We start from the raw sequence: 11950 nt of genomic DNA, 5'->3' as shown, positions 1-11950 counted from the left end.
TAATCAGTGAATGTCGCCTCCTTTATAACATACAAAATACCCCATGCCTTGGTCATTCGGCAAGAGGTATTTGTATTTGCTTAGCGTTGATCGGTTGGTTTCGATTTGTCCGCCTTGCTCATATATTCGTCGTATCGGTCATCAAGTTCACGTGCCATACTCCGGTATTTACGCGTCTCCTCAACAATGGGATCGATATGAGTCTGAACCCGCACCTCATATTTAGGGCTGAGCCGTTCCCGCTTTTTGGCCTCATTCTCACGAATTTCGCCTTCCGTCAGCAGTTCACTGAGCTGGCGTTCCAATTCTTCGGATTGGCTCATCGCGATTTCCTCCTTCAGGATGATGGTCTACGTAGAATTATAACCCGGTTGCGTCTGCTTCTTTCAGCACTTGAATAAGTTGAGAATGAATAGCTGTATTCGTAGCTGCAATATGCCGTACACTCAGGTCATAAGGTCTGCCCAATGTATCGGTGATGGTACCGCCTGATTCCTGTACCAGCAAAGCGCCCGCTGCTACATCCCACGCATTTAAACCAATTTCGCAATAAGCCGACAGCCGTCCTGACGCTACATAAGCCAGATGCAATGCTGCCGAGCCCAGCGCACGAATACCACGTACTTGAGGTGTAAGAACCTGCGTAATTTTCATATTTAGCGGTTGTGCATACGTACGGTCCGGTGGGAAGCCAATGCAGACCAGACTATCTCCCAGTGTTTCTTCTCTCGATGCTTGCATGCGATTGCCATGTACATACGCGCCTTTTCCTTTTTCCGCTACAAACATTTCATCACGGGACGGATCATAAATGACCCCGACAATCACCTCTCCACGATGAGCCAAGGCAATAGACACACTGTAATACGGCAGACTGTGTACAAAATTGGTAGTGCCATCTACCGGATCAATAATCCATAAATATTCCTCTTCACGGGCAGCCTCTAATGCACGAGCCGAAGCTTCGGCTCCCGGCTCTACACTCTCTTCACCCAAAATGGCATGATCGGGAAAATGGGTCAGAATCAGTCTGCGAATCATCTGCTCTGCACCTTTATCTACCTCGGTCACTAGATCCGTAGGAGACTGTTTGGTATTCAAATGTTCAACAGTTCCCAGTCTGCTCTTAATCCATTCCCCGGCTTTGGATGCCGCGTTAATAGCCACGGCAGTATAGCTTTTTCCTGATACGATATAGGGAACCTTTTCGTTTTCATGTTCGTTCAACGTGTTCACTCTACTTTCTATATCATTGTTACGTGGTTTACGAATCTGCCCTACAGCACAGTCTCTTAACCATCTCTGTTTCAGTACAAGTTTGCTAGTTTACACATTCTAGTATACACAATAAACTGCATAAAGTTTCTCTAAATGGGAGCTTTATCCGCGAAATTCCACTTTCTAAGGCATAATTTCTACGGAAGCCCCATCCAGCACTTTAACCCCATTGCCTTCCTGAAGGTGCAGTTCATTCATCAATCCGAATAACGCTTCATCCTTAAGCTTGGCTTCAAGCATGACATCAATCCGATCCGTATATCCGGCAATATTGCGCAAAAAGGTAAGCAACGGCTCCACTAGAACACCGTCCGCATGGCCCCGGGGATCTTTTTCACTTTTGGGACTGGACGCATGGATTTTGGGCGGCAATGGATGATCAACAGAAGATCCGGCTTGGGCCAATTCCCCTTTCCAGGTATCCAAAATATCCGGCCATAGCTCCCACGGCTTTTCCCCCTCATTATTCACCCATTGATGATGAATATCGAGAACCATCGGCAACCCCGTCAATTTGCAAGCCTCCAGCGTTTCCACCGCATTGAACGTTTTATCATCATTTTCCAGCGTTAACCGTTCTCTTAACGAAAGATCCAGCGCACTAACCTGCTCTACAAAACGCTGACCTGAGGTCACCTTATCTCCGTATGCACCACCAATATGAATGTTGTTCTTGGCTTCGGCACCGAGCCCCATGGCCTCCAACATCGCTTTGTGGTACTTCAGATCATTAATGGAGCTCTCCAACACCTCAGGACGGGGAGTGCTTAACACTGTAAAATGATCAGGGTGAAACGATACCCTCATCCTATTCGCCTTGACATAGTTCCCTACCTCTGCAAAGTCAGCAGCAAGTGCCTGAAACGGGTCCCAATCCCGCAGATCCTGATGGGTCGCGAGCGGAATCAGCTTGGATGAGAAACGATAGACCTGGACATCACTCGCGCGATTATGGCGCAGCAGCCTCAAAGTATTATGGAGATTTTCGGCTGCTATCCTTTCTAGCTTGCGGATCGCAGCTTCTCGGTCTCCAATCTTGTTAAAGCTGGCCATTGTCATGGTTTTGGAGGGGGATGCATTTTGCACGGTAACCGACATGGCTACATAACCGAACCTTACGATCATAGGGTGTCTTCCTTTCAGCAGTCGCATTAGATGGTAAGGCCGCTTTCGTTCTGTGACCTAAAACCCTTTTCTACTGATCATACCCGGAAAAGCACCTGCTGATTCGGTGTTATCGTACAAATTGCAAGAAGGAAACAGCTAGGATTGCTGCTGTGCTCCAAAAAACATTTCATCCGCCAATGCGGTCTGAATTCTCGCTTCCTCTTCATTCAGCTTACGAATGAGAATCATTTCAACTTCGGTCACTTCATCGCCCTGGAAATTAATTTCGGCGATACAGCCCACAATCTGCACGATGGCTACTGCCACGTTATCCACGCTGTAAGCGATGACCTTCTGGCCTGTCGGAAACACGCGCAGCCCGGATTTAACCATTTTGCCACGTCCGTATTCCAGGAGTTCGTAAAGTTCTTGTTCGCTCTTGAATTTGCACACTGAGTTAAATTCAGTTTGAAAGCCCATGTGTAGCCGCCACCTTTCATGATTAAGGGTTTAGTGTTGTGCTCAAAGATATGCCATTTATATGAACAAAAAGGAGAGTGATCAGCTCCCCTTTGTTTCGTTTATGAGTTCTCGTAGTGCAACGCAGACCTGCGCTCATAACGCTCCAGTGCAAGAGCAATCATGCGGTCCAGTAGACTTGCATAGGATACGCCAGTTTCTCTCCACAGCAATGGATACATACTGAACGGTGTAAAACCAGGCATTGTATTCACTTCATTAATAAGGATATGTCCGTCCGAGCGTCTGACGAAGAAATCGGCACGGGAAATCCCGCAGCCTTCCAGAGCGCGGAACGCTTGCAATGCGGCTTCACGAATACGATCTGCCACTTCCTCATCCAACGGTGCTGGAATAAGCATTTGCGATTGGCCATCCGTATATTTGGCAGCGTAATCGTAATAATCACTCGACGATACAATTTCACCCGGTACAGAGGCAATCGGCTCGTCATTGCCAAGTACGCTGACCTCAATCTCACGGGCATCGACATACTCCTCGACAATCACCTTCAGGTCAAATTGCAAAGCCAGATCTACAGCCTTTTCCAGTTCTTCTCGGTTGCTGGCTTTGGAAATACCGACACTTGATCCCAGATTGGCCGGTTTGACAAAGCAAGGATAACCTAACTCGGTTTCCATGGTACGTACCAGATCATGACTGGTTTGGGCCCACTGTGTACTATTAAAATAACAGTATTTCACTTGCGGCAATCCTGCATGCTCAAACAGCTTCTTCATGACGCCTTTATCCATACCTGCTGCCGAAGCCAGCACTCCTGCACCGACATAGGGCATATCCGCCATTTCGAACAGACCCTGAATCGTTCCGTCCTCACCAAAGGTGCCGTGCAGCAACGGAAACAGCACATCCAGCGACTGCTCTCCGTACAGCTTGCCGAACAACGTATCTAATGCCGCCTTGGTGCCACCCTCTGCGCGTTCCAGCTTCAATTGCTCTACAGAAGCCAGAGGAGCGTTTAATAGCGCCCCTCTACGCCAATCGCCAGCCTTCGTAATATAAAAAGGAATAATCTCGTATTTCTCATAGTTAAAAGCGTTCATTACCGCATACGCCGTTTGCAGCGAAACCTCATGTTCGCCCGATTTGCCACCGTACACCAGCCCTACGGTCAATTTTTGATTTGCCATGCCTATCCTCCGCTTTCCTGCTTTCGTCATGTGACTGATTTGCATCACTGTACCTGTTATCCATCATCTCATTTAAAAATAGTCGGCGATGTGATAAAAGCGATATACCGTGTTGTCCGTCCACGCATACGAATTTTTATAGTCCCAATAACGATGTCTGGAGCTTACCGTATGTGCATTGACTAGCGGCATGCCACCCGCATCAAAGGCCGTTACCACCGTGCTGTGCTGGAAGGTTCCGTCACCATCCCAATCGTAAAAAATGACGTCCCCCAGCATGAGCTGCTCTGGGCGACTCACCTGCTCAGCGGTCAACCCCCATGAGCTGGAGCCCAAATACCGCTCTAGGCTGTTGGAGACCGCCCAACTATAGCTCCACAGCTCACGTCCGGCGACCCGTCCTTTATACCACCAGCCCGATTCTCTTTTACCAGTATAGTGGATCGGTGCTCCCCCTGCAAAGAGGCATTGCGAGATATAATTGGTGCAATCCACATCAAAACCTTCAAACTCCGGATTGAAGCTATCCCACCACTGATCTGCATAGGCTGCTGCTTCTTCGCGGCGATATCGGCTGGGACGTGCTGATGAACCAAAGCCCAGCACACCGCGATTCAGCAGCGGCAGATTCCCTCCTTGATTAAACGAAGCCTGTTCAAAAGGAACCTCTCCCCCCGCTGGCTTCCTTTCTGCCGGATCGCGCTCAATTCTCGCTACCTGCCAGGCTTCACCCTCGCGTGTGAACGTCAGACGCTCCCGTTCAATCCGATCCTCCCGGTGAGTCATCCCGCCCTTCTCATAAAAGAGTCGGACATGCAGTTGTACATCTACCACAGCCTCATCGGGGGTATCCTGCACCATTCGTAGCGGCTTGGCGCGTGTCTCGCTGCGTAGGGGAACAGCATCCCGTTCGTTGTACCACTGCTCCAATCTGGCCGCACGTGCTGCTCGTTCCATCCGCTGACCCACCTCCAGATACTCATCCGGCTGCGGTACACCATTCACCTCACTGCGATTGTATTGATTCACGTAAGCAAAAAGGGCCTGTTTCCATTCCCGCTCCCCCATCCCTATCCCTCCATATTCGTCCCGCTATCCTTTTCCGGGGATAACCGGAATGATGTATAACTTCCATTCTTGCATCTCTGGTCTGATATGCTCTCTATCTATAAGTATGAATCTCTAAAGCTTGGTATGAACATCGAAACGCGAGGGAGCGGAACGTTTTATTTTCCAATCTGCAATGTATCTTTTAGGCCAAAAAAACTTTACGGAACTGCCTGAAAACGGTATACTTAATCCAAAAGCAATCATTTTGAAATCACGTTTCATCTAATGAAACAAATTACATTGATCGCAACCTCTAACACGTAATGAACCACTGAAGATGTAATTGAGAACGCAACCAATTTAAACCAACTGTGCAAGACGTCGAAAAAACGACATCCCTATTTTCCCCCAAGCATCCACTTCAAGGAGGTAATACTTATGTCAGGAAAAGATCAATTCTCCATTGCCCGTAGTCTCGAAGTTAACGGTAAGCCTTATCGCTACTATAGTCTTAAGGCACTGGAGGAACAAGGAAAGAGCGGTGTTGCCAAGCTGCCTTTCTCCATTAAAGTGTTGCTGGAAGCTGCGGTTCGCCAATTTGACGGACGCGCCATTACAGATGAACATGTACAGCAGCTGACAGGCTGGGCTGAAGATCGGGACACCAACAAGGAGATTCCATTCATTCCTGCACGCATCGTGCTACAGGATTTTACCGGCGTCCCGGTGGTTGTCGATTTGGCAGCCATGCGTGATACAGTGAAAAAAGCGGGCGGTGATCCGAAACAAATCAATCCACTCGTTCCTGTCGATCTCGTTATCGACCATTCGGTCATGGTCGATGCTTTCGGTACCAGTGACGCGCTGGATTACAATATTAATGTAGAGTTTGAACGCAACGAGGAGCGGTACCGTTTTCTGCGTTGGGCGCAAACGGCGTTCAACAACTTCCGGGCCGTTCCGCCATCCACCGGTATCGTCCATCAGGTCAATCTGGAGTATCTCGCCTCCGTGGCCGCCACCAAAACCATTGACGGCGAAACGGTCGTCTTCCCGGATTCCCTCGTGGGAACAGACTCCCATACCACAATGATTAACGGCCTGGGTGTTGTTGGCTGGGGTGTCGGCGGGATTGAGGCAGAGGCGGGTATGCTGGGGCAACCGCTGTATTTTGTCACTCCCGATGTGATTGGCTTCAAGCTGACAGGCAGTCTGACGGAAGGCTCTACCGCCACCGATCTCGCGCTCACTGTAACGCAAATGCTGCGTAAAAAAGGCGTAGTCGGCAAATTCGTAGAATTTTACGGGCCTGGTCTGGCTAACATCAGCTTGGCTGACCGCGCGACGGTTGCCAACATGGCACCGGAATACGGCGCAACGATTGGCTTCTTCCCGGTCGATGCGGAAACGCTGGCCTACCTGCGCAGCACCGGACGTTCCGATGAGCAAGTAAGCCTCGTAGAGGAATATTACAAGGCGCAAGGCATGTTCCGCACATCCGATACGCCGGACCCTGTGTTCAGCGATACGATTGAGCTGGATCTGGCTTCGGTTGTACCGAGTCTCGCCGGACCCAAACGTCCGCAGGACCGTGTTGAGCTTAGCCGCATGAAAGAAACCTTTGAAGGCATTATCCGTACCCCAGTGGACAAAGGTGGCTATGGACTGAGCGATGAAAAAATCGCACAGAAGATTCCGCTCACCCATCCGGACGGCTCCACCAGCGAGTTGGGTACAGGAGCAGTCGTTATTGCAGCTATCACAAGCTGCACGAATACCTCCAATCCAAGCGTTATGCTCGGTGCGGGCTTGCTGGCCAAAAAAGCAGTGCAGCGCGGGCTCAAAAAGCCGGGCTATGTTAAAACAAGCTTGACACCAGGCTCCCTCGTCGTGACGGAATACCTGCAAAAAGCCGGATTAATCGGACCGCTCGAAGCCCTCGGCTTCCATGTGGCAGGTTACGGCTGTGCGACCTGTATCGGTAACTCCGGCCCACTTCCTGACGAAGTGAGTCAAGCCATCACAGACAATGATTTGACGGTTGGCGCAGTTATTTCCGGCAACCGGAACTTTGAAGGCCGTGTGCATGCTCAGGTCAAAGCCAATTATCTCGGCTCACCGCCACTGGTTGTCGCTTATGCGCTGGCAGGCACAGTGAACATTGATTTGGTGAACGATCCGCTCGGTTACGATCAGGACAATCAGCCAGTCTACCTCAAAGACATTTGGCCTACTTCTGAGGAAATCAAGGAAGCGATCAGCCTGTCTCTTAGCCCGGATATGTTCCGCCGCAAATACGAAAATGTATTTACTGCTAACGAAAAATGGAACTCCATTCCGGTTCCTGAAGGCGAACTATATGAATGGGATGAAAAATCAACTTATATTCAAAATCCACCATTCTTTGAAAAACTTCAGGATGGCGTACAAGATATCAAGGAAATCCGTAATGCCCGTGTGCTTGCCCTGTTGAATGATTCGGTCACGACAGACCATATCTCACCAGCAGGCAACATCGCCCCTTCCAGCCCGGCAGGACTGTACTTGAAAGAGCATGGTGTGGAACGCAAGGACTTCAACTCCTACGGCTCCCGTCGTGGTAACCACGAGGTCATGATGCGCGGTACATTCGCCAACATCCGTATCCGCAACAATGTGGCTCCAGGCACCGAGGGCGGCGTGACCAAATACTTGCCAACGGATGAGGAAATGTCCATCTATGATGCATCCATGAAATATCAGGCAGCCGATCAGAACCTGATCGTCATTGCTGGTAAGGAATACGGCACAGGCAGCTCTCGTGACTGGGCGGCCAAAGGTACGCTTCTGCTGGGCGTTAAGGCTGTCATTGCCGAAAGCTTCGAGCGGATTCACCGCAGTAACCTGGTCGGCATGGGTGTACTGCCTCTGCAATTCCAGGAAGGCTATGGCTGGTCCAGCTTGGGTCTGAACGGTCGTGAAACGTTTGACATTCTTGGCATCGACAATGACGTGAAGCCGGGTCAAGAGCTTACGGTTGTAGCTAAACGCGAGGATGGCACGAAGTTCGAATTCCCGGTAATTGCCCGTCTGGACAGTACTGTCGATATCGACTACTACCACAACGGTGGTATTCTGCAAACCGTATTGCGTCAAATGATTCAAGCTTAATATGTAACATTATACATGCAGAACCCCCGAGTGCAGATTCATCTGCGGTTCGGGGGTGTTTTTTTATCTGTATGAGACCCTATATAAAGTAAAAAAATAGGACAAAAAAAGCCGATCCTCTCAGGACCGGCTCCAACTGTGTTCTCCTATAACCTTACCTTCGCAAGCGAGTTACTTCGAAATATCCAAAAATCCCTCTCCAAACACGTCCCGCACGTCATGAATGGTGATAAATGCTGCTGTGTCGATGGCTTTCACTATCTTTTTAAGCGCTGACACCTCTTGTTTACTAATGACGATATACAGCACTTCTTTTGGATTTTTAGTGTAATAGCCGTGGCCTGACAGGACGGTAACTCCACGATCCATTTTCGTAATAACCATCTCAGCAATTTTATCTTGGTGCTCCGAAATGATCATGACCGCTTTTTTAGGGTTTAGTCCTTCGATCATGAAGTCCATCACCTTCGTACCAACGTACAAAATAACGATAGTTAGCATCAATTTTTCTGGACCAATAATAAAATAGGAAGAGAACGCGACAATCAAATCAAAAAACAGCAGGCCATAACTGATATTCCAATCCAGATACTTGTTGGCAATTCGGGCTAAAATGACCGTTCCCGCCGTAGTGCCACCTACCCGTACAATTAAGCCAATGCCGACCCCCACCAAAACTCCGGCAAATACAGCATTAATCGTCGGCTCATGCGAATCAATCCGCCAGTTGACCGTTAAATGTAAAAACAGCGAGTTAAAAGCGACCGCAATTATAGTGTACAGGGTCGTTCTCTTGTCCAAAAATTTATATCCGACAATCAACAGCAAGCCATTAATCACCAGATTAACGATCGAGGGAGACCACTGAAACAGGTAGTACAGGATGATCGTGACCCCTGTAACGCCGCCCTCGCCAAACTCATTCGGGATCACAAACAGATTAACAGCTAGCGCGAAAAAAAACGCACCCAGAATAATAAATGCGATATCTGCAATACTTTTTTTCATATATGCTCTAATCCTTTCTCTAACATTTCAAAGGATGAATCGCCAGATGGATTGGCTGACTCTTGTTGTCAAAATACGCTGACAACCAGTTCATGGTATCTACTACCAAACATAAAGTCAATACAACTTTGACACTTTAATTCGCCACCAGACTGCCTCAATCCTGACTTGGATTTCGCAAAAATTCTCCTTTTACAAGGTTATTCGACAAAAAAACACAATCCCGACTACTAAACTAAGAAAACGGGCCTCTAGCCCTTGTTTTAGACCTAGGCACATTTTCCTCTAAAACGACCATCCTCCTAATCGACATTTTGGACACATATGACCATCTTCCTGTTTTATGTCAAAAGCGTTTTACTTTGAAAAAATGTGGGTATAATGATTGAAACATTACCAAGCAACCTACTTAGCATTACGACATCAAGTACATACAAATAGTCCTATACAGACGTCCTAAGCAACTCAATCTGAATTTGACAATATGGAATTGGAGGAATGACCTACATGAATACAATGAACTTAACCGTCCACACCCTGATGCCCTTTCACCACCAATACCAACGTGCCAACGCGGTGAGTATGCAGAAGAAAGAAGATAGCTCGGAGAAGAAGCTCAGCTTTCAGGACATTTTGAATGAAAAAATGGGTAAAAAATAAGGCGCCGTTTATCCGGTTGCATGATCCCGCTTTACATAAGCTAAAAAGCCGTAGTTTCCTACATCGACTGTAGAGAACCACGGCTTTTTTTAATTCATGTGTTCCTAAACTCACACGTTCGTTTTACTGACCTCCATCCCGATACTGCTCTGCCTTCTCACGCATCCCGGCAGCTACTGCTTCTTGAGTGTTCAGCCCCTTATCCGCTGCATAGGCGCGAATGTCCTGCGTGATACGCATACTACAAAATTTGGGGCCACACATTGAGCAAAAATGTGCTTCCTTGGCGCCCTCTGCCGGTAGTGTTTCATCATGGTAGGACAGGGCCCGCTCGGGATCAAGCGACAGATTGAACTGGTCCCGCCAGCGGAACTCAAAGCGTGCCTTGGACAAAGCATCATCCCGCTGCTGCGCCCGTGGATGACCCTTCGCCAGATCGGCAGCATGTGCCGCAATTTTGTAGGTAATGACACCCTCGCGGACATCATCCTTATTGGGCAGACCCAAATGCTCCTTAGGCGTAACATAGCACAGCATGGACGTCCCGAACCAACCGATCATCGCCGCCCCGATGGCTGAAGTAATATGATCATATCCGGGGGCAATATCCGTCGTGAGCGGCCCCAAGGTATAGAAAGGAGCTTCCTTACAAATCTCCATTTGTAAATCCACATTCTCTTTGATTTTATGCATAGGGACATGTCCTGGCCCTTCAATCATGACCTGAACATCATGCTTCCATGCGATTTGCGTTAGCTCGCCCAACGTTTCCAGCTCTGCAAACTGTGCTTCATCATTCGCATCATAGATACTACCTGGACGTAGACCATCCCCGAGAGAAAAGGCCACATCATAGGCTCTCATAATTTCGCAGATTTCTTCAAAATGTGTATACAAAAAATTCTCCTGATGGTGCGCAAGGCACCAGGCTGCCATGATCGACCCGCCACGGGATACAATTCCCGTCATTCTATTCGCCGTCATCGGTATATACCGCAGCAATACACCCGCATGAATTGTAAAATAGTCCACTCCCTGCTCCGCCTGCTCAATCAGCGTATCGCGATACAGCTCCCACGTCAGCGCTTCTGCTTCGCCGTTCACCTTTTCAAGTGCCTGATAGAGCGGCACAGTCCCAATTGGTACAGGAGAATTCCGAATGATCCATTCACGTGTTGTATGGATATTACGGCCTGTGGACAGGTCCATAACTGTATCCGAGCCCCAACGCACAGCCCAGGTCATTTTCTCCACTTCCTCCTCGATGGAGGAGGTAACCGCAGAATTGCCAATGTTCGCATTGATCTTCACGTGAAAATGACGCCCAATGACCATTGGCTCACTTTCCGGGTGATTGATATTCGAAGGCAAGATGGCTCGTCCAGCCGCCAACTCCTGCCGTACAAACTCAGGCTCCACCCCTTCGCGGATCGCCGCAAATTCCATTTCTGGCGTAATGATCCCTTGCCGCGCATAATGCATTTGTGTCACTGTACGACCTTGCGAAGCACGAAGCGGACGGTTGGTCACGCCGGGAAATTCCACTGTCTCCCGTTTGAAGCCAGTTTTCAGTCCATTATCCTCCGGCTGTACAGCGCGTCCCTCGTAAGCCTCCACATCGCCCCGTTCCAGTGCCCAAGCTCGCCGTAATGGAGGCAGGCCCTGACGGATATCGACCTGATAGGCTTCGTCAGTCATGGGACCGCTTGTATCATATACACGCAATGGCTCATGATGCTCCGTGCCCTGCGGCGTATGTGTAGGATGAAGAGCAATTTCGCGCTCTGGCACGGCAATGTCCGGCCGTGAGCCTTGAATATATACCTTACGGCTCCCTGGAAAGGGCGTTACCCCATTGGCTTGATCCCCGTTTGTCTTCTCTACCTCAACTTCTTTTGTTCCTACCAATCTTACTTCGTTTGATTTCAATTCTGTTCCTTTTGTTCCTTCTGCTTCTGTCGGCTTCATTGTCCATTCCTCCCGTTTCGATGAAATGACACACCGATCCGGAACCATTCCCAGGGTGG

Annotated in this window: 10 protein-coding genes; 2 read left to right on the top strand and 8 right to left on the bottom strand. The window is 48.9% G+C overall.

What is annotated here, in order from left to right:
• Positions 1 to 80: 80 nt before the first annotated feature.
• From KAI37_RS03655 to KAI37_RS03630, 6 genes are all read right to left on the bottom strand, one after another.
• On the bottom strand, positions 81 to 323 hold the full coding sequence (locus KAI37_RS03655; protein ID WP_076293115.1) for a hypothetical protein: 243 nt from the start codon (positions 321 to 323) through the stop codon (positions 81 to 83).
• A 37-nt stretch (positions 324 to 360) separates the two neighbouring features.
• Positions 361 to 1227, bottom strand: a complete 867-nt coding sequence (locus KAI37_RS03650; protein WP_023987010.1) for an inositol monophosphatase family protein — start codon at positions 1225 to 1227, stop codon at positions 361 to 363.
• 174 nt (positions 1228 to 1401) lie between these two features.
• A complete protein-coding gene (uvsE, locus tag KAI37_RS03645) occupies positions 1402 to 2403 on the bottom strand; it encodes a UV DNA damage repair endonuclease UvsE (RefSeq protein WP_076293116.1) in 1002 nt (333 codons plus the stop codon).
• A gap of 138 nt (positions 2404 to 2541) precedes the next feature.
• A complete protein-coding gene (locus KAI37_RS03640; RefSeq protein WP_023987008.1) occupies positions 2542 to 2865 on the bottom strand; it encodes a hypothetical protein in 324 nt (107 codons plus the stop codon).
• 101 nt (positions 2866 to 2966) lie between these two features.
• A complete protein-coding gene (locus tag KAI37_RS03635) occupies positions 2967 to 4055 on the bottom strand; it encodes a D-alanine--D-alanine ligase (protein WP_220030736.1) in 1089 nt (362 codons plus the stop codon).
• A 72-nt stretch (positions 4056 to 4127) separates the two neighbouring features.
• A complete protein-coding gene (locus tag KAI37_RS03630) occupies positions 4128 to 5123 on the bottom strand; it encodes an amidase domain-containing protein (protein ID WP_023987006.1) in 996 nt (331 codons plus the stop codon).
• A gap of 420 nt (positions 5124 to 5543) precedes the next feature.
• Here KAI37_RS03630 and acnA point away from each other — a divergent pair, with 420 nt between their 5' ends.
• Positions 5544 to 8255, top strand: coding sequence for an aconitate hydratase AcnA (acnA, locus tag KAI37_RS03625; RefSeq protein ID WP_220030735.1), 2712 nt, complete (start codon positions 5544 to 5546; stop codon positions 8253 to 8255).
• Between the two features lie 171 nt (positions 8256 to 8426).
• On the opposite strand, the gene KAI37_RS03620 is transcribed toward acnA, so the two are convergent.
• Positions 8427 to 9263 (bottom strand): YitT family protein, encoded by an 837-nt coding sequence (locus tag KAI37_RS03620; protein ID WP_023987004.1) that lies wholly within the window; start codon positions 9261 to 9263, stop codon positions 8427 to 8429.
• Positions 9264 to 9770: 507 nt separating this feature from the next.
• Here KAI37_RS03620 and KAI37_RS03615 point away from each other — a divergent pair.
• Entirely contained in the window at positions 9771 to 9923 is a 153-nt protein-coding gene (locus KAI37_RS03615) for a hypothetical protein (RefSeq protein ID WP_010348453.1), read from the top strand.
• 123 nt (positions 9924 to 10046) lie between these two features.
• On the opposite strand, the gene thiC is transcribed toward KAI37_RS03615, so the two are convergent.
• Positions 10047 to 11891, bottom strand: a complete 1845-nt coding sequence (gene thiC / locus KAI37_RS03610) for a phosphomethylpyrimidine synthase ThiC (RefSeq protein ID WP_258383040.1) — start codon at positions 11889 to 11891, stop codon at positions 10047 to 10049.
• Positions 11892 to 11950 lie beyond the last annotated feature (59 nt).

Source organism: Paenibacillus sp. S25 (assembly GCF_019454085.1).
Classification (GTDB): Bacteria; Bacillota; Bacilli; order Paenibacillales; family Paenibacillaceae; genus Paenibacillus; species Paenibacillus polymyxa_B.
The sequence above is the reverse complement of the archived record's forward strand: the minus strand, read 5'-3'. Positions and strand labels throughout refer to the sequence as shown.

Excerpts from the sequence above, each read along its gene's own strand:
- KAI37_RS03655 (WP_076293115.1), bottom strand. The coding sequence starts at position 323 with ATGAGCCAATCCGAAGAATTGGAACGCCAGCTCAGTGAACTGCTGACG.
- uvsE (WP_076293116.1), bottom strand. The coding sequence starts at position 2,403 with ATGATCGTAAGGTTCGGTTATGTAGCCATGTCGGTTACCGTGCAAAAT.
- KAI37_RS03640 (WP_023987008.1), bottom strand. The coding sequence starts at position 2,865 with ATGGGCTTTCAAACTGAATTTAACTCAGTGTGCAAATTCAAGAGCGAA.
- KAI37_RS03635 (WP_220030736.1), bottom strand. The coding sequence starts at position 4,055 with ATGGCAAATCAAAAATTGACCGTAGGGCTGGTGTACGGTGGCAAATCG.
- KAI37_RS03630 (WP_023987006.1), bottom strand. The coding sequence starts at position 5,123 with ATGGGGGAGCGGGAATGGAAACAGGCCCTTTTTGCTTACGTGAATCAA.
- acnA (WP_220030735.1), top strand. The coding sequence starts at position 5,544 with ATGTCAGGAAAAGATCAATTCTCCATTGCCCGTAGTCTCGAAGTTAAC.
- KAI37_RS03620 (WP_023987004.1), bottom strand. The coding sequence starts at position 9,263 with ATGAAAAAAAGTATTGCAGATATCGCATTTATTATTCTGGGTGCGTTT.
- KAI37_RS03615 (WP_010348453.1), top strand. The coding sequence starts at position 9,771 with ATGAATACAATGAACTTAACCGTCCACACCCTGATGCCCTTTCACCAC.
- thiC (WP_258383040.1), bottom strand. The coding sequence starts at position 11,891 with ATGAAGCCGACAGAAGCAGAAGGAACAAAAGGAACAGAATTGAAATCA.